General features: G+C 56.8%; 15 protein-coding genes. 8 read left to right on the top strand and 7 right to left on the bottom strand.

All coding sequences use genetic code 11. From position 1 onward, the window contains the following. The 6 genes from ftsA (at position 1) to ACR0DG_RS08130 (ending at position 9243) form a co-directional block, all read left to right on the top strand. Positions 1-1335, top strand: coding sequence for a cell division protein FtsA (gene ftsA, locus ACR0DG_RS08155; RefSeq protein ID WP_480696613.1), 1335 nt, complete (start codon positions 1-3; stop codon positions 1333-1335). A gap of 749 nt (positions 1336-2084) precedes the next feature. Beyond that, positions 2085-3689, top strand: coding sequence for a cell division protein FtsZ (ftsZ, locus tag ACR0DG_RS08150; RefSeq protein ID WP_480696089.1), 1605 nt, complete (start codon positions 2085-2087; stop codon positions 3687-3689). Positions 3690-3902: 213 nt separating this feature from the next. After that, the gene (lpxC, locus tag ACR0DG_RS08145; RefSeq protein ID WP_480696087.1) at positions 3903-4823 is read left to right on the top strand and encodes a UDP-3-O-acyl-N-acetylglucosamine deacetylase; all 921 of its coding nucleotides are present in this window, start codon (positions 3903-3905) and stop codon (positions 4821-4823) included. A gap of 127 nt (positions 4824-4950) precedes the next feature. Continuing rightward, positions 4951-5793 carry an outer membrane protein assembly factor BamD gene (locus ACR0DG_RS08140; protein ID WP_480696085.1) on the top strand — a complete coding sequence of 281 codons (843 nt, stop codon included), beginning with the start codon at positions 4951-4953 and terminating at the stop codon, positions 5791-5793. A 35-nt stretch (positions 5794-5828) separates the two neighbouring features. Beyond that, positions 5829-7478 carry a DNA repair protein RecN gene (gene recN, locus ACR0DG_RS08135; protein ID WP_480696083.1) on the top strand — a complete coding sequence of 550 codons (1650 nt, stop codon included), beginning with the start codon at positions 5829-5831 and terminating at the stop codon, positions 7476-7478. A gap of 79 nt (positions 7479-7557) precedes the next feature. After that, positions 7558-9243 carry a chloride channel protein gene (locus ACR0DG_RS08130; RefSeq protein WP_480696081.1) on the top strand — a complete coding sequence of 562 codons (1686 nt, stop codon included), beginning with the start codon at positions 7558-7560 and terminating at the stop codon, positions 9241-9243. Here the strand turns inward: ACR0DG_RS08130 and ACR0DG_RS08125 are convergent. The 5 genes from ACR0DG_RS08125 to cobS all read right to left on the bottom strand — a co-directional run bounded on the left by ACR0DG_RS08125 (position 9240) and on the right by cobS (position 16081). Beyond that, positions 9240-10607, bottom strand: coding sequence for a DUF3179 domain-containing protein (locus ACR0DG_RS08125; RefSeq protein WP_480696079.1), 1368 nt, complete (start codon positions 10605-10607; stop codon positions 9240-9242). The genes ACR0DG_RS08130 and ACR0DG_RS08125 overlap by 4 nt on opposite strands. Before the next feature lie 188 nt (positions 10608-10795). Then, positions 10796-11137 (bottom strand): DUF427 domain-containing protein, encoded by a 342-nt coding sequence (locus ACR0DG_RS08120; RefSeq protein WP_480696077.1) that lies wholly within the window; start codon positions 11135-11137, stop codon positions 10796-10798. A 65-nt stretch (positions 11138-11202) separates the two neighbouring features. After that, complete coding sequence (locus ACR0DG_RS08115; protein WP_480696075.1) at positions 11203-12984, bottom strand: aminopeptidase P family protein; 1782 nt, start codon at positions 12982-12984, stop codon at positions 11203-11205. A 55-nt stretch (positions 12985-13039) separates the two neighbouring features. Then, the gene (cobT, locus tag ACR0DG_RS08110) at positions 13040-14917 is read right to left on the bottom strand and encodes a cobaltochelatase subunit CobT (protein WP_480696073.1); all 1878 of its coding nucleotides are present in this window, start codon (positions 14915-14917) and stop codon (positions 13040-13042) included. Between the two features lie 180 nt (positions 14918-15097). Next, entirely contained in the window at positions 15098-16081 is a 984-nt protein-coding gene (gene cobS, locus ACR0DG_RS08105) for a cobaltochelatase subunit CobS (RefSeq protein ID WP_480696071.1), read from the bottom strand. Between the two features lie 102 nt (positions 16082-16183). Between cobS and ACR0DG_RS08100 the strand changes: the two genes are divergently transcribed. Both ACR0DG_RS08100 and ACR0DG_RS08095 read left to right on the top strand, forming a co-directional pair. After that, positions 16184-16348: a hypothetical protein gene (locus ACR0DG_RS08100; protein ID WP_480696069.1), complete on the top strand. Its 165-nt coding sequence runs from the start codon at positions 16184-16186 to the stop codon at positions 16346-16348. A 155-nt stretch (positions 16349-16503) separates the two neighbouring features. After that, on the top strand, positions 16504-17397 hold the full coding sequence (locus ACR0DG_RS08095) for a Hint domain-containing protein (protein WP_480696067.1): 894 nt from the start codon (positions 16504-16506) through the stop codon (positions 17395-17397). 65 nt (positions 17398-17462) lie between these two features. On the opposite strand, the gene ACR0DG_RS08090 is transcribed toward ACR0DG_RS08095, so the two are convergent. Beyond that, a complete protein-coding gene (locus ACR0DG_RS08090; protein WP_480696066.1) occupies positions 17463-18224 on the bottom strand; it encodes a hypothetical protein in 762 nt (253 codons plus the stop codon). Positions 18225-18315: 91 nt separating this feature from the next. Then, on the bottom strand, positions 18316-18942 hold the full coding sequence (locus ACR0DG_RS08085) for a J domain-containing protein (RefSeq protein ID WP_480696064.1): 627 nt from the start codon (positions 18940-18942) through the stop codon (positions 18316-18318). Positions 18943-19015: the final 73 nt, after the last annotated feature.

Here is a 19015-nt window from a genome sequence, read left to right as displayed (position 1 = left end):
ATGACCGATCTTTATCAGTCCCAACGGGCCATGAGGCAGATGCGCAGGCAGGCAATGCAACGCGGTGTTGTTGCCATTCTGGACGTCGGCAGTTCCAAGATTGCCTGTCTTGTGCTGCGGTTCGATGGTGCTGGCCGCTTGAGCGACGATAACAGCATCGGGTCCTTGGCGGGACAGACCGGCTTTCGGGTTATCGGGGCGGCCACAACGCGGTCGCGCGGTGTGCAATTCGGCGAAGTTACCGCCATGCAAGAGACCGAGCGCGCGATTCGTACCGCTCTGCAAGCGGCGCAGAAGATGGCGGATATGCGCGTTGACCATGTCATCGCCAGTTTTTCTGGTGCTAATCCTCGGTCCTATGGGCTGGATGCACAGGTCGATCTGGAAGGGCAGGTGGTAACCGAAGCCGAAGTCGGGCGCGTCCTGAATGCGTGCGATGTGCCGGATTATGGGGCTGGCCGCGAAGTTCTGCATGCCCAGCCCGTGAACTTTGCGTTGGATAACCGTTCAGGGCTGATCGATCCCCGTGGTCAGATGGGGCAGTCGCTGGCTGTTGATATGCATATGCTGACCGTGGATGCGGTTGCGATCCAAAATATTGTTCGGTGTATTAAACGCTGTGATCTGGAATTGGCGGGCATTGCGAACTCGGCCTATGTCTCAGGTATTTCCGCGCTTGTCGAAGACGAGCAAGAGCTGGGCGCAGCCTGCATTGACATGGGTGGTGGTACGACCAGCGTGTCTATCTTTATGAAAAAGCACATGATTTACGCCGATTGCGTGCGTATGGGTGGTGATCATGTGACCTCGGACATCTCAATGGGGTTGGGTGTGCCAGCCAACGTGGCCGAGCGGATAAAAACCTTCAATGGCGGTGTTCATGCGACCGGTGCCGATGATCGTGATCTGATTGATATTGGTGGGGATACGGGTGACTGGGAGCATGATCGACGCACAGTCAGCCGGGCCGAGTTGATCGGAATCATGCGCCCTCGGGTCGAGGAAATATTGGAAGAAGTGCGCGTTCGTCTGGATGCCGCAGGGTTTGACCACATGCCCAGCCAGCAAATCGTTCTGACGGGTGGTGGTAGCCAGATTATGGGGCTGGACGGTCTGGCGACCCGAATCCTTGGACAGCGTGTCCGGCTGGGTCGCCCACTGCGCGTTCATGGCCTGCCGCAATCGGCAACGGGACCGGGGTTTTCATCTGCGGTTGGTCTCAGCCTGTTCGCTGCGCACCCGCAGGACGAATGGTGGGATTTCGAAATTCCGGTCGATACATACGCGGCACGCCCCTTCAAGCGCGCTGTGCGCTGGTTCCGTGACAACTGGTAGGGCGCTGCTTGCGGCCATGGTCGCAGTGATTCCCCTCGCGGCTGGTGCTCAGACGCGGATCACACCCGAAGCGTTCCTTGAGGCCGTGCAGGGCAAGACAGTCAGGTTCCATGACTATCCCAGCGGGTTGCTTGTCGGGACTGAAGAGTTCCTTAGCCCGAGTCTCTCAGTTTGGCGTATGGAGGGCAGGGGTTGTGTCTACGGGCAGATTACAACCCCTGATGGGAAAGTTTGTTTTCTGTACGACGATGATTCTGACGGATTGCCCGTGTGTTGGTGGCCGTTCTTATACGAAGATCGACTGATGGTTCGGCTGGCGACTTTTAGCAACGCGGAAATACAAGAAGTCAGGGTTGTATCAGATGACGGTCTGAACTGTCCAAGTACCCCTATTGGTTGAAGAAAACCCTTGCGGCTGCAAGCGAAATCCGCCAAGATATCCACAAAGCCCGCCAGAGGCATTGCGTGAGGACCCGAGCAGTTTTCCGCATACCAGAATCGGTGAAATTCAAGCGTGACACGCCCATCAATCGTGCCGGGGTGATCGCACCTTTTGTGGTGGTTTGAGTTCATTCCGCAACATCTGGCAATCAATGCAAAATCCCGCGTTGGGACGCCTTAATTCCTCCATATTTTGTGGAATCCCGCGATTTTTGGCGTGACCTTTGCGGTTTCGGTCGGTATCCTTTGTTAAGGATAGGTAAGAAAAACACCGCTTTGGCGGGCCAATTAAACAGGCGGACAGAAGCATGACATTGAATCTTTCGATGCCCGGGCACGACGAACTGAAGCCTCGGATTACGGTATTTGGCGTAGGCGGCGCGGGCGGCAACGCTGTCAATAACATGATTGAAAAACAGTTGGATGGCGTCGATTTCGTAGTTGCCAACACCGACGCACAAGCCCTGCAGCAAAGCCAGTCTTCGGCTCGAGTGCAGTTGGGCGTCAAAGTGACCGAGGGTTTGGGTGCCGGTGCCCGTCCCACCGTAGGTGCCGCCGCCGCCGAAGAAAGCATCGAACAGATCGTCGATCACCTGGCCGGTGCCCATATGTGCTTCATCACCGCCGGGATGGGCGGGGGCACAGGCACAGGTGCCGCGCCGATCATCGCGCAGGCAGCGCGTGAGCTTGGTGTGCTGACCGTCGGTGTTGTGACCAAGCCCTTCCAGTTCGAGGGCGCGAAACGGATGCGCCAGGCCGAAGACGGCGTCGAGGCGTTGCAAAAGGTCGTCGACACGCTGATCATTATTCCGAACCAAAACCTGTTCCGCCTTGCAAACGAAAAGACCACGTTCACCGAAGCATTCTCGATGGCGGATGACGTTCTGTACCAAGGCGTCAAAGGCGTGACCGATCTGATGGTTCGCCCCGGCCTGATCAACCTCGACTTTGCGGATGTCCGTGCCGTGATGGATGAGATGGGTAAGGCGATGATGGGTACTGGTGAAGCCACCGGTGAGGATCGCGCTGTACAAGCCGCCGAGAAAGCGATTGCCAACCCGCTGTTGGACGAAATCAGCCTCAAGGGTGCAAAGGGCGTTCTGATCAACATCACTGGTTCGAGCGATTTGACCCTGTTCGAACTGGACGAAGCAGCCAATCGCATTCGCGAAGAAGTGGACCCCGAGGCCAACATCATCGTCGGTTCCACCCTGGACACGGCCATGGAAGGCGGCATGCGCGTTTCTGTCGTCGCCACCGGTATCGACGCCACCGAAAAGACCGAAGATGTTCCGGTTGCGCGCCGCTCCATGTCGGCTCCGTTGACGCGCACTGTTTCGGCAGAAGAGCCCATGCAGGATGACCTGCCCGCCGCTTTTTCTGAGCCAGAAGAGGCACCTCAGGTCGAAGCGACGCGTGAGCCCTCGTTGTTCGAAACCGCTGACGAACCGGTCGAGCCGCAATTCCAGCCGATGGCTGAACAGGATGATGACCTGCCGCCGCCAGCGTACCAGCCGCGTGTAGCAGAGTTTGAACCGACACCGGAACCGATCGAAGCACCAGCCGAAAGCTATACCGCTCCGCAGGCGCAGCCTGTTGCGGGGACACCTTCTCCGGAAGCGCTGCAGCGCCTGCAGGCCGCCGTTCAGAATGTTCCGACCTCTGATCGTGGCTACGCCGCACCGCGTCCGCAGCCGACTGCAGCCCCACAAGCTGAGGCAGATCGCCCGCGTTTTGGGTTCAACCGTTTGATTGACCGGATGACGGGGCACGCGGCGGATACACCGACCCAACCGCAGCGCCAGCAACCGGTTATGCGTCAGGCAGACGCGACCGCTCCGGCACATGACGAAACCGATCCAGAGCAGGACCGGATCGAAATTCCTGCCTTTTTGCGCCGTCAGGCCAACTGATTACGGTAACAAAATACTTTGTAAGGGTCGCCACATGGCGGCCCTTTTTAATTTTAAAACAACAATATAGCAGAATGTAAGCAGGGTTTTGCCGATCTGTTACATTCATGTTTCATTCGGTTGCAAAGAGTGAGTTGAGCCTTTGCGCTGGCTTCCTTAACTGAGTGACCAACACGACCAGCAAAGGTCGGACACCACTCACCGAGGCCCAAATTGCAACATACGCTCAAATCTCCGGTTACGTTTACAGGTTACGGGCTGCACAGTGGCAAGCCTGCGACGATGGTTCTGAAACCGGCAGCAGCTGGTCACGGAATCTGGTTTAAACGGACGGATATCGAGCTGGGCAATGCACTGATCCCTGCGATCTACGACGTGGTCGAGCGGACCCCGCTGTGCACACGCCTTGTTAACGACGCCGGAGTGTCTGTATCGACGGTCGAGCATATCATGGCGGCACTGGCGGGCTGTGGTGTGCACAACGCGCTTGTTGAAATCGACGGCCCCGAAGTCCCGATCATGGACGGCTCGTCGATTGAGTTTGTGCGCGGTATCATGACCAAGGGCGTTCGCCGTCAGGCCAGCCCTGTTTTGGCGTATGAGGTCCTCAAGCCTGTCACAGCAACCCGTGAGGGGGCGAGCGCGTCGATCGCTCCGGCTGATGGGCTGATCATAGATTTCCACATCGATTTCGAAGACAGCGCGATTGGTCGTCAGACCAAAACGCTGGATATGCGGAACGGTTCATTTGCACGTGAGTTGAGCGATTGCCGCACGTTCTGCCGTCGCACGGATGTCGAGGCTATGCGTGAAAACGGTCTGGCGCTTGGCGGAACGCTTGAAAATGCTGTTGTAGTTCAAGGTGACGAAGTTTTGACACCGGGTGGTTTCCGCCACGTGGATGAAGCCGTGCGTCACAAAATGCTGGATGCTCTTGGCGACTTGTATCTTGCCGGCGGCCCAATCTTTGGTCACTTCACCGGGGATAAATCCGGTCACGCGATGACAAATACCTTGCTGCGCAAGCTTTTTGAAACACCCGGGGCGGTGCGTCCGGTGTTGTGCACGCCCGAACAGGCTGCGCGTTTGCCGGGTCAGGGTCTGGTCATGAACGAAATTCCAGAAGTCGCCTGATTGCGTCAACTCTGTCTACAATTCCAAAACGTGACTTACTAAGGCGTTTTGCCTTGGAATTATATGTGCTAAACCAAGGCCCAATCCGGGGCGTGCCCCGGCAAGCATTACGACAAGGATAGGCGGAATGGGTGGCACCAAGGCGGCAGTCAGAATCGCAGGCGCGTTTCTTCTGGCAGCAGTTTTGTCAGCATGCGGTGGTTCGGGTGCGGACCGCAGCCAAAACCTTGAGGGGTTTACTCCGGAACAGATATTCACGCGTGGTGAGTTCGAGCTGTCGCAGAATCGCTCGGAAGACGCCGCGTGGTATTTCTCGGAAGTCGAACGTTTGTATCCCTATTCCGATTGGGCCAAGCGCGCATTGATCATGCAGGCTTTCTCGTACCATTCGGATAAGAACTACGAAGAAAGCCGGGCGGCAGCACAGCGGTATATCGATTTCTATCCGACGGACGAAGACGCGGCTTATGCCCAGTATTTGCTGGCGTTGAGTTATTATGACCAGATTGATGAAGTGGGCCGCGATCAAGGGTTGACCTTTCAGGCCCTGCAATCGCTGCGCACAGTGATCGAAGTTTACCCCGACAGCGAGTATGCCACGTCAGCAGTGCTGAAGTTTGATCTGGCCTTTGACCATCTGGCCGGCAAAGAAATGGAGATCGGGCGCTACTACCTGCGTCAGGATCACTATACTGCCGCAATCAATCGCTTTCGCGTCGTGGTCGAGGACTTTCAGACAACTTCGCACACGGCAGAAGCGCTTTACCGCCTGATCGAGTCGTACCTGTCGCTTGGGTTGGTGGATGAGGCACAATCCGCCGGTGCTATCCTTGGCTTCAACTACCAGTCGTCCGAATGGTACGATGCGGGGTACAAGCTGCTGACGTCTCGTGGTCTGGACCTCAAGAGCCGTGGAAATAACTGGTTGAGCCAGATTTACCGCCAGACGATTAAAGGTGAGTGGTTGTAATCGCCATGACGACAGGCGTGGGACGCTAAGACCCGATGCTGCGCGCCCTTGATATTCGCGACATGCTGATCATCGACCGGTTGGAATTAACGTTCCAACCGGGTCTGAACGCGTTGACGGGCGAAACCGGTGCGGGCAAGTCGATTCTTCTGGATTCGTTGGGCTTTGTCCTTGGCTGGCGCGGGCGCGCGGAATTGGTGCGTCAAGGAGCGGCACAGGGAGAGGTCGTAGCCGAGTTCGAGCTGCATGACGACCACCCGGCCCGCGAAGTGCTGGCCGAGGCCGGTTTGCCATCAAGCGATGAGTTGATATTGCGCCGGGTAAATACCGCCGAGGGGCGCAAAACGGCTTGGGTAAATGATCGCCGATGCTCGGGCGAAGTGCTTCGCGCGCTGTCTGAGACATTGGTCGAACTGCATGGGCAGCATGATGATCGAGGTTTGCTGAACCCGCGTGGGCATAGGGCCATGCTGGATCAGTATGCGGGTGTTGAAGAACAGCTTGCTGCGGTCCGCTCAGCTTGGGTTGAGGTGTCGAAGTCCCGCAAAACACTGGCCGAGACACAAGCTGCGTTGACCGCGATGCGCGCCGAAGAGGACTTTTTGCGTCATGCCGTGGCAGAGCTTGATAAGCTGGACCCCCAACCGGGCGAAGATGCCGAGCTGGATGCGCGTCGCCGTATGATGCAGGGGGCCGAGCGCATCCGCGACGACGTCGCGCGCGCTTTCGCTCTGTTAGGCAATGACGGGGCCGAGGGGGCGATGTCGGACGCTGTGCGTTGGCTGGATGGTGTGACCGATGCCGCCGCGGGTCAATTGGAAGAGCCGATCGCAGCGTTGGGCCGCGCTATGATCGAATTGGGTGAGGCGCAGGACGGTGTTCATGCCTGTTTGCAAGCGCTGGATTTCAATCCGGCAGAGCTTGAAGCCGCCGAAGAGCGCTTGTTTGCAATCCGCGCGTTGGCCCGAAAACATGATGTGGCCCCTGACGAATTGGGCAGATTCGCTGATACCTTGCGCGATCGTCTGAACAGGCTTGATGCCGGAGACGCGAACCTTGCTGATCAAACTGCGGCTGTTGAGGCCGCGCAGGCAGCTTATGATACGGCAGCGGCAGCACTTGGCGCTGCGCGCCGCAAAGCAGCCGGGCAGTTGGACGCCGCGGTAATGGCCGAGCTTGCACCGCTCAAGATGGAACGCGCGGTGTTCCAGACAGAAATCACCGAGGCTGACCCGGGGCCGGAAGGGGTAGATGCAGTGGCCTTCACGGTTGCTACCAACCCAGGCGCGCCGTCAGGCCCACTGAACAAGATCGCATCGGGTGGTGAGCTTAGCCGTTTTCTGCTGGCTCTTAAGGTCTGCCTGACGGGTGATGACAGCGACCGCACGATGATCTTCGACGAAATCGACCGTGGCGTTGGTGGGGCAACTGCGGATGCCGTCGGGCGCCGATTGGCAGCATTGGCGCAAGGTGGGCAGGTCCTGGTGGTGACACACTCACCGCAAGTCGCGGCACGGGCTTCGCATCACTGGCGGGTGCAAAAACAAGTCATGGCAGGACAGACGTTGTCGACCGTGGTGCCGTTGGCAGATCCGGACCGTGTGGATGAAATCGCGCGCATGGTCTCTGGTGATACCATCACCGACGAGGCGCGTGCCGCTGCCCGTGCTCTGCTGGACGCATAAACCTCACAGACGCGCGATCCATCTTTTATCTGCACTCACCGTGGCTTAGTAAGGGGTATGTATTGATCCCCGAGGGCAAATGACCCAGTCCACCCGCACTGTTCTGCGCAACCAGCTGAATCAGGCTTTGGCCGCGATGAAGGATGCGTGGCGGGTGATGCGGCGGCGCGGGCCCAGCCAGATACAGTTCTGGTTCATTGCGCTTGCCATCGGAATCGCGGCCGGTTTCATGGCGCTGGGGTTTCGCAAGGCCATTCGTGGATTGCAGGCCTATGTCTATGATACCGAAGACATCCTTTTGCTGCACACACATGTTGAAAAGCTGCCTTGGTTCGTTGTTCTGATCACCCCGATTATCGGCGGTTTGATCGTGGGGCTGATCTTGCACAAATTCACCGATGACGGTCGTGTACGATCAGTTGCCGACGTAATCGAAGGGGCCGCCCTGACCAACGGACGGGTCGAGGTAAAAGCGGGTATCGCATCCCTTTTTGCTTCTTTGGTTACGCTCAGCACCGGCGGTTCGAGCGGGCGAGAGGGGCCAGTGGTGCACATGGCCGGGGTGATTTCGACCTGGGTCAGTAACCGCATTCACGCCGATGGCATAACGGGGCGCGATCTGTTGGGCTGCGCTGTGGCAGCGGCTGTGTCTGCCAGCTTTAACTCGCCTATTGCGGGGGCTTTATTCGCGCTCGAGGTCGTTCTGCGCCATTTTGCCGTGCACGCGTTCGCCCCGATTGTGATCGCGTCTGTCGCGGGGACGGTGATTAACCGCCTCGAATACGGTGACGTTACCGAATTCACGTTGGAAACGCCTGGGTCGCTGCAATTCTACGTGGAGTTGCCAGCCTTCCTGATATTGGGCCTGATCTGTGGTTTGGTGGCGCTGTTGCTCATGCGGTCCATCTTCTTTGCAGAAGATATTGGCAACCATATCCAAAGCAGCCTGTCTTTGCCGGGATGGCTGCGCCCGGCTGTGGCTGGGGCCATGCTGGGCCTGATCGCGATCTGGTTTCCTCATATTATTGGCGTGGGATATGAAACGACGATACGCGCTCTGACCGGAGATCTGGCGCTAACTGCCGCGATCCTCTTTGCGGTCATCAAAACTGTCGCCTTGGCGATCACGATGGGCGGACGCATGGGCGGAGGGGTGTTTTCCCCATCCTTGATGGTGGGGGCGCTGACAGGGCTGGCATTCGGCCTGATCGCAACGGGCCTGTTACCAGACGTCTCGGGGACACATACCCTTTATGCATTTGCAGGGATGGGGGCAGTAGCCGCAGCCGTTCTAGGCGCGCCGATTTCAACCACCATGATCGTTTTTGAGCTTACCGGGGACTGGCAGATCGGTCTGGCCGTTATGGTCTCGGTCTCGATGTCGACTGCGTTGGCGTCGCGGCTTGTTGATAGATCGTTCTTTTTGACCCAGTTGGAAAGGCGTGACGTTCATCTGGCGGCTGGCCCGCAAGCCTATCTGTTGGCGATGCTAAGGGCAGGCGCAGTTATGCGGCCCATCGGCGACGCGCGTTCGATCACCCGGGATGAGGCAATGGCTTTGATCGAAAAGGGCCTCTGCGTGAATGCCAGTGCCACGCTAGAGGCTGCGATGCCTTATTTCGACCGGGATGACATTCCTTGCATCCCGGTCGTCGTCATTGACGAAGACGGGTGTGAAAATCCGGTTGGTGCTTTGTTCCATATCGACGCGCTCAAGGCCTATAACCGTGCATTGGCCGCAACGGCGGCTGAAGAGCACTCCTAGCCGTCAAAAACCGTTGCTGCGTCACCCAGGTAGTTATCCCACGCAAACCAGTAAGAAATATGTCCGGCAACGCGTGGCAATTGGGTTCCATCCGGTCCGATCAACGCCTCTTCGGTCATAGTCCATTTCTGGCCAGACTGATCCACCAGCCCGCCGTCAGCGGCCTTGAACCGGTTCGATTTCCGCTCATAAGCGCGTACGGCGCGCTTGTTCGGGTTGCCGACCAAAACCAGGGAACGGTTGCTGATCGCGTCATTGATGACACGGGTATTATTGAACGCGTCCAAAGGCCAAGCGCGTGCCGCGCCAAATTGGCGAATGGCAAAAACGTAGTCCTTTTGTCTGTGCTCAGACTGATCGACGAGCGCGGGGAACATCAACTCGGGTGAGGAGAAGTATTCGTTATACACCACCCCGGATCCATAGTTCCGCCGGTGGCCCGTGTTCAAAGACAGTACCTTTGTATTCGGGTGCGATGACTTCCAGCTTGCCCATGTGGTGATCACCACCGGACGCTGCTTCAACTCGATCCCGCTGTTTACAAGGGGTCCGACAACCGGCTTGCCCGTGTATTGATTCCAAAGCGAGTGTGTCTCGCGATCGAACATCAACTTGTTTGAGCGGTAGAGAAATCCGGAGGATCCGAAAACCAGCGGCTTACTGCGACCTGCTACCTGCGTTTCAAACAAAATCCCTGACCCGCAAAGGGTGCAATACGCCAATGCAACCGGAACGCCGCCGATCACCTCGTTGAACATCTCGTGCCATCCCATGATCCTGAGCGGATATGCACGCACGTCCCCATTGATCGAAACCCCAAAGACCAGATCATCGTCCTTCAGGTAGTCTGCGCGTGAGGCCTGGATCAGGGTTGGATTATCCAAAGACGGGATGCCGTCTTTGCGCACGCCACCCCAGGTAATCTCTTCCAGGCGGATTTTCATCTTGTCCCGCTCAAGGTACTTGGGGCGCAAGAAATCATCGAAATTCGTGTCAATTCCAAGAAGAACTTCGCGTTTGAACGGGATCAGCGATGGATGAGGAACGATTTGTGGGTTCCGCTCCTGCCAAAGCATCCAGTCAAACCAATCGGTCCCAAGATTGGCCCCGGTCAGAGTGCGCATAACTTCGGCGATTTCATCACTGCGCCTACGACCAAACCGCATCCCGGTCAAAAGGGCAGGGACCACATCCGGGTTTCCACGTTCGACCAGAAAAGCCATGCTGCGTTCGAATTCAGCGTTGCTTGCGTAGAGCGTGGATCTCACAGCTTCGAGAACAGGGTCGCTTTGTGCCCAAAGTGGTCCGGGCAGGGCAGCGGCAGCCCCCAATAGTCCTGCGAAACTGCGGCGGGTGATCGACATGGCATCCTCCGGTTATGATTAAGGCTATCATGCAGCTCTTGTGTCAAATTTCATTGAACAGTGGCGTGAGCAGGACGTGATCAGCCTAAATACCGGAGCACAGTGGTTTGTTTCCTCGAGTCAGAAAGGGAAGGGGTTTCCTCTAAGAGCCGCATGACCAAATAAGTATTTGGTCAAATACCTAGAGGTTAAATCTGTTCAACCTTGACCGAGTCCGCTCGATAGAAGGCCACATGGTCTTTGATATCGGACACGTCGCGGATCGGTGCTTCATAGCTCCAAGCTGCGTTTTCTGTCACGGATGACTTGTTGACGATTGAAAAATGCGTGGCGTCGCCTTTGTGTGGGCATTGCGTGACTTTGTCGGTGACGTCCAAAAAAGCCATCGCGATATCGTTGCGTGGAAAATAGATAACCGGTTCCAGATCGCCTTCAAGCAATTCCAGCGCGTTCGTGCTTTCGCCCAGAATAGCGCCACCAGAGCGAACAACCCATTTGCCCGGTGCTTTGCGAATAGTGATCTCGGTCATCGTTTCTCCTAACCCTTGTCGTAGTTCGGGCCTCTCCTCTGCCCTTGTATTGTAACAGGCCGATGTCAGATCGGCGCTGTTGCGGCATCCAACCACAGTTGGGCCTCTGCGCCCAGTCTGGGGCGAATTTTTTTCGCGACGTCACGATGATAAGCGTTGAGCCAATCCCGTTCTTCGCGCGTCAACATATCGACCACGATCAGTCGACGGTCTATCGGAACGTAGGTCAACGTGCGCCAGTTCAACATCGCCCGCTCGTCGTCACCACCTGGTAAAGAGGGCGCTTCCTGCACGACCACAAGGTTTTCAATGCGAATTCCGAACGCACCTTCGCGGTAGTAACCAGGCTCGTTGGACAGGATCATGCCGGGCCAGAGCGGTACGTGACTGGCTTTTGACAGGCGCTGAGGCCCCTCATGTACGCTCAGGTACGCCCCGACACCGTGACCGACACCGTGGTTGAAATCCTGACCTGCTATCCACAGCGGAGCGCGGGCAATACCTTCAATATCACGCCCGGCCAAACCAGCGGGCCAGCGCAGTATCGACATGTTGATCATGCCCTTCAACACGCGCGTAAAACAGGTTTTCTCTTCCTGTCCGACGGTGCCGATTGCAATCGTTCGCGTGATGTCGGTCGTGCCGTCCAGGTATTGGCCGCCACTGTCCAGCACCAGGATGTGCCCGTCTTCCAGAACGCTGTCGGTCTCTTCGGTCACGCGATAGTGCATTATCGCACCGTTGGGGCCGGTGCCAGCAATCGTATCGAACGAAACATCTTGAAGGGCGCTGTCTTTGCGCCGGTTGTTTTCCAACTGCGAGACAACCTGCGTCTCGCGCAGGCTTCCCGCAGGTTGCGCGTCAAGCCAGCATAAGGTTTCAATCACTGCGACGGCATCGCGCAGATGCGCTTTGGCACTGCCCGCGATTTCTGCGGTGTTCTTACAGGCTTTCGGTAAGGCACAAGGGTCACCACCGTCGACCATTTTGCCCTCGAGTATGTCTGCAATGACTTGCGGTAACGTTCCCAGATCTACCTGAACTTTGCCGTCCAATTCGGCAATACTATTCAAAAAGACATCGGGTTGGTGAACGGAAACCTGATCGCCTAGCGGGACTTTCAGTTTTTCCGGGGCCATAAACAGATCGACCCGACCGTCCGCGTGCAAAATGGCGAAGCCGTGGGCCACCGGGTTGTACCCGATGTCTGTGCCGCGAATGTTCAAAAGCCACATGATGGAGTCTGGCAGCGTTATCACTGCGGCACTACAGCCTGCATCCTTCAAGGCCTTGGACAAACGCGCGATCTTGTCGTCGGCGGATTCCCCTGCGAATTCGATCGGATGCGATTTGACGGGGTTCATGGGCGGCGCGGGCTGATCTGCCCATATGCGATCCACAAGATTATCCGAGCGCACAAGTTCGATGCCGCTGTCCTTCAGCTCTTTCTGTGCGCTGGCGATCTGACCCGCTGCATGAAGCCAGGGATCAAACCCGATCCTGCCACCCTGCGGCAGTTGTTCCTTCAACCACGCGCTGAGGCTTACTTCGGGCCAAGGAACCGGCGTAAAATCCTCGGCTACCTGTGCTTTGACCTGTGTCCGGTAACGTCCATCGACGAAAACACCGGCAACGTCCTTCAACGCCGCGCAGAAGCCCGCTGAACCTGTGAAACCGGTCAACCACGCAAGCCGTTCGTCCCTTGGCGCGACGTACTCCCCCTGATGCGCATCGGCGCGGGGGATCAGAAAGCCATCCAATTCTTCGGTTGCCAGTTCGGCACGCAGAGCCTTCAGTCGGGGCGGGCCCTGTTCTGGTCGTGCCGTAACAGCAAAGGACTGAAACATATCATACCTCCCTTGGCACAAGGCCAGCCCTGTTTCGTGGTTTCGAGTAAGCGACTTAGCCCGCTTTTCGCATCCCCATGACACGCGCCCGCGCACGCGGGTCACTGTCAAATAGCGCAGCCAGCTGTTCTGTCATCGCGCCAGCAAGTTGTTCAACATCTGTAATCGTCACCGCACGGTCGTAATAGCGCGTAACGTCGTGGCCAATGCCAATGGCAAGCAGTTCAACCATCTTACGACGCTCGACCATGGCGATCACATCGCGCAGGTGTTTTTCCAGGTAATTCGCGGGGTTAACGCTCAGAGTTGAATCGTCAACAGGCGCACCGTCCGAGATCACCATAAGGATCTTGCGCTGTTCACTGCGCATCATCATCCGACGATGCGCCCATTCCAGCGCCTCACCGTCAATGTTCTCTTTCAGCAGACCTTCTTTCATCATCAGGCCAAGGTTAGCACGGGCGCGCCGCCACGGTGCATCGGCGCCTTTATAGACGATGTGGCGCAGATCGTTCAGGCGACCCGGCTGCTGTGGACGCCCGGCATTCAGCCATTCTTCGCGGGCTTTGCCGCCTTTCCACGCACGTGTGGTAAAGCCCAGAATTTCGACCTTGACGTTGCACCGTTCCAAGGTGCGCGCCAGAACATCTGCACAGATCGCTGCAATTGAAATCGGTCGCCCACGCATTGAGCCCGAGTTATCCAGCAAGAGCGTTACGACAGTGTCGCGGAACTCCGTGTCTTTTTCCATTTTGAAGCTGAGCGGCGTGGTCGGGTTCGCGACCACACGGGCCAGCCGGCCAGCGTCCAGAATGCCTTCTTCAAGGTCAAATTCCCAACTGCGGCTCTGCTGGGCTTGCAGGCGTCGCTGCAATTTATTGGCCAAGCGGCTGACGGCGCCTTTCAACGGTTCAAGCTGCTGGTCAAGATAAGCGCGCAGCCGCTCCAGCTCGGCCGGTTCGGCAAGATCTTCGGCGGCGATCTCTTCGTCGAACGTGTTCAGGTAGACCTTGTACTCCGGATCAGCCTCCGAGGCAGGGGGTGGGGCAGGTGGTTCAAGCGGAGCTTCGCCCTCGGGCATTTCCGCCTCTTCCCCCATCTCTTCATCGGCCATCTCATCCATTGAGACCTGGGCCTGCGACTGGTCCTGCTGTTCTTCCTGCGACTGTTCCGGCGTGGCGTCCGCGTCCTGATCTTCCTGATCGTCCTGTCCAGTGCTATCAGGATCGGGCTGCTCTTCTGCGTCTTCCTCGGCCTGGTCCTCTTGTTCGTCGTCCAGCTCATCTGGGTCGTCGCCCAGCTGGTCGCCATAGCCAAGGTCCTTGATCATCTGTCGGGCGAATTTGGCAAATTCGGCCTGATCGGACAGGACTTCGTCAAGGTTTTCAAGTACCCCGCCAGCCTGTTCTTCGATAAACCCGCGCCAGAGGTTCATGATGTTTTCGGCCGCCGGTGGCAGCTCTCGCCCTGTTGCCAAATGCCGGATCAGATAACCCGCGGCCACCGACAGGGGGGCATCTGCGGGTTGTTTGCATTGATCATAGCCACGCCGGATCGCCTCGTGGCTGATTTTGACGTCTATGTTGGACGCCGTACCGGGCATATCCCGCGCGCCCATAGCCTCGCAGCGGGCGGTTTCCATCGCTTCGTACAGATCGCGCGCCATGTCCCCCGGAGGTGCATAGCGCGCGTGGGTCGCGTCATCGTGGTATCTGCGTTGTAGGGCCAGCGCATCCGCCGTGCCACGGGCCAGCAGCACCTCTTCCCGAGTCATCCGGCGCGATACCTGTGGCAAACGCATCGACTCTCCCGACAGGCCCGAGGGGTCTACCGTGTAAGATACGTTCAGCTCAGCGTCATCGGCCATGACCTTGGTGGCCTCGGCCAAGGCCTTTTTGAACGGATCGGCGGGATTGTCGTTTGGTTTAGACAATGAACGTGCTCCAGATCATTGCTGCCAAAAAGAGTATAAAGTACTCCCAACGCAGCCGTGTCAGGTGGACATATTGCGACGCCGTCATGTCTGAAGGCGCCGTTTTCTTCCATCCAACTTTGTCAAAAAGCCAAGCTGAATCAAGAACAACCCAGCAAGATGCTATGACAAAGAAAAATATCAACCCAAGCTCGCACTCGCGGCGCTTTCCGGCAGTTCTTCGTCAAAGCACCGTTGATAGAATTCGGCCACTGTCTGGCGTTCCAGCTCGTCACACTTGTTCAGGAACGACAGGCGGAAAGCATAGCCCACGTTGCGGAAAATCTCGGCATTCTGGGCCCAATTGATAACGGTACGCGGGCTCATGACAGTCGACAGGTCGCCGTTCATAAACGCGGTCCGGGTCAGATCGGCCACAGTGACCATCTGGCTGACGGTTTTGCGCCCTTCTGCCGTGTTGTAGTGAGGGGCCTTCGACAGCACGATCATGGTTTCAGCATCGTGGCTCAGATAGTTCAGTGTCGCCACCAAAGACCAACGGTCCATCTGAGCTTGGTTGATTTGCTGAGTCCCGTGGTAAAGGCCGGTCGTATCACCCAGACCCACGGTGTTCGCTGTGGCAAACATGCGGAAATACCGGTGCGGTGTCAGGATCTCATTCTGGTCCAACAGTGTGAGGCTCCCGTTGGCTTCCAGAACACGCTGCAGAACAAACATGACGTCCGCGCGGCCGGCATCGTATTCGTCGAACACGATCGCAACAGGGTTCCGCAGAGCCCAAGGCAGAATACCTTCGCTGAATTCCGTGATCTGAACGCCGTCTCTCAGCTTGATCGCATCCTTACCGATCAGGTCAATCCGGCTGATGTGGCTGTCCAGGTTCACACGTACGGCGGGCCAGTTCAGCCGTGCCGCGACTTGTTCGATATGGGTCGACTTACCCGTACCGTGGTAGCCTTGGATCATAACGCGGCGGTTATGGGTAAACCCGGCCAGGATGGCCAAAGTGGTCTCGGGGTCGAACTTGTATGTTGCGTCGATTTCCGGAACCCGCTCGGTCACTTCGTAAAAGCGTTTGACCTGCATGTCAGTATCGATGCCGAAGACTTCGCGGACCGAGATCTCTTCTGAAGGGTGTGCGTTTGCGTCAATCGGCCAATCCATGCCTGTCGTCCTTATTCCTGATACCGCATCTGCGCGCGGGCTTCTGAACCCGTGTGTGGTGCAACATATTCCGGGCAAGGGCAAGGAAAAGCCGCGCGCCTTATGCGCACAGATGATATTTCTTTGGAAATGGACCGATTGGCGCACAAAGCGAACCAGTTGGACAAAACGCCCATCTACCATGCCTTACTGGCCAAATTGTCGTCTATCGACAAAGCTTTTGTCTATTTCAACGTAGGAAGTCAGCTTTATGAGTGGGGTATTTAACTCTACGTAAAGGCGCTCTAAGATCGGTCTAGGGCCATGTGTGTTATGGTCTTTACAAAGTGAGATGGTGAATGGTCTGCAGCCGACCTCGGTCTATGCCCACACTGCGTGTCGACGCACGAATTGGACAGCCCATTGGTGGCGGAGCATGATGAATGTCATTTGATGCGCTCCTTCATTCGGTCAACGAAACCAACGGAAGTGGTGATATGATTGTTCAGGGGTCTACAACCCCGGCGATCATCTCAGGTTTGACCGTTTCGTTCGACGGTGGCGACACGTTTGTACCCTACACCTACCTTGGGCAGGGGACGTTTCGCGGCACGGACGAAGCGGCTGATTTCATTGAGGTTGACGGTGAAATCTACGCATTCAGCCCAGTCGATCCCACCGGGCCGCTCAGCACCGGCAATTGGCAAATCACTGTCGGGGATTTGGACCCGACCGATCCACCTTGTTTTGTCGCGGGGTCCTGGATCGACACAGTAGAAGGACCGCGGCGGGTCGAGGATCTGTCTGTAGGGGATCATCTGTGCGTCGCGGATGGTCGCGCGTTGCCAATCGTTTGGATCGGAAAGCGCGCGCTGAGCACAGAGAAACTACAGCAACGTCCAGAATTTCGACCGGTTTGCATTAAACGAGATGCGCTTGGCGTCGGAATACCTGATCGGGATCTTTACGTTTCGCCACAACACCGGATCGTGCTTCAAGGTTGGTGGGCCGAACTGTTTTTTGGCGAACCCAAAGTGTTTTGCGCTGCGATACATCTGGTCAATGATCATACGATCCGCCGGGTCGAGGCCGACGCGCCCGTGGTCTATTTCCACATCGCTTGTAGCGAGCATGTCATTCTGAGATCGCAAGGTCTGGACAGCGAAAGTCTCTTTCTTGGGGACCAAGCGTTGAAATCATTTCATCGCGAAGACGTGGAAGAGTTGCGCGCGCTGTTCCCCGAGCTGCGGATGGAAGGCCATGTTGAACAAACCCGGCTTCGTTGTCTTAAGCGTCCCGAAGCCGCGCTATTGGCCGATGTTATTTCGCGGCAGTAGAACAGTTCCCGGTTTGATTATCCGCGGATGGGGAACTGCCTTTTCCAAAGATGAAGGACCCTGCGTCAGATAACTGCGTTTTCGATAACTTGCGCCACGGCAATCGCTTTTTCAGCCAACCCTGGTTCGGTGTCATCATCCAAAGCTAGTTTCTCAACTCGTTTGTACAAAGCCGGCGAAGTGTAGAACTCGTAGACACGTGTATTTCCGGGGCTTTCCCAGAACGCCGTAATCCAGATGGATTCCCGCCCGGGGATGCGATGACGGCACCAGTCATTCCAGAACCGTTGAACCAGTACCTCGTCCGGTGAAGCGGCGACCTGATCCAACAGATCGTCTAGCGACCAACCCGCCAGCGCAAACATACAGAGCGTGTCGTCAAGCGGTTCTCGTTCCCGCATGATCTCGCGGTGCAGAAAGGCTTGACGAAACCTGTCCAGAACTTGCCACTCTTCCGTCGACCAATTCTCGGGGTTGCCGGTATCGAAACGGCTCAGACTGACTTCAAGCCCGACGCTTGCAACCTCGCCATCGACAGCAAGGATTTCAAGAATCCGTGGCAGCAGATACGCCCATGTCGCCTTTGCAATCCCGTTGGGGTCGTATGCTGCAAAAAACCAATCCTGCACATAATGGAGGGGAAGCTGGTCTATGTCCGGTGTGAAAAAATCGGCTTCGATGTCAGCGTCCATGCAACACCCTTCGCAGACCTCGATACTCTGAGGTTTTGGGTAGGTGAAAACGCGATAGGCATCCGCGATAATGTCAAAAAGCGGATGATCCGGCGTTATTTTAGCACGAAGGGGTTTTTGCTTTTTATGCGTCATCTGAACAATGGTTCATTCTGCCAAACAAGGGACGAGCCCCTGTTTTCAGCTTTACGCTAATGACAGCAAAGTCAACGTCAGGACGCCGTATTTACTTGAAGTTACGGCTATCCTTGATCTGATCCCATGCCCAAACCACCTCTTGCAGCTGATCTTCCTGAGATCTGTCGCCACCGTTCATGTCCGGGTGCAATACTTTGATCAGCTTTTTGTAGGCTTTACGCACTTCGGCCTTTGTCCAGCTGTCGTTGGCTTCGAGAATCTCAATAGCGCGGCGCTCGGTCGGGGGTAGGCGGCGACCGCCCCCGCCGCTCGTGCGGCCCTTGTTCTGCGTTCCGTTCGCACCAAGCACCTGATGCGGATCCTCAATCCCCAGCCGGGCCCAGGCGCGGGCCTCGGGGTCGCCCATGGGCTTGGTCTCACGCTCCCAGACCTTGTCTTTCGAGCGTTGCGCGTTCATCTCGGCTTCGGTCGTGCCGTCGAAGAAATTCCACTTTTGGTTATATTCGCGCACATGTTGCTGGCAAAACCAGAAGAAATCATCCAGCACGTCTGGCGCCTTGGGTGCGCGAAATTTTCCGGCCTCTTCGCAGCCCTCATGGTCACAGATTCGGACCGAGGTCTCGGACGCACCCGACATACCCCGACGTCCGCGCGGGTTCTTTTTCTTGGCGCTGGAGACGGACATATCGAATCCGAAAGGGTCTGATTTCGTCATGCTGTGATCCTTAAGAACGCATCTTCTCGACTCGGAGGCAGCAGTTTAGTCTAAGCAGCCAAAAGTAGAAGAG

It is taken from the genome of Ruegeria sp. BG8 (genome assembly GCF_056538325.1).
The sequence above is the reverse complement of the archived record's forward strand: the minus strand, read 5'-3'. Positions and strand labels throughout refer to the sequence as shown.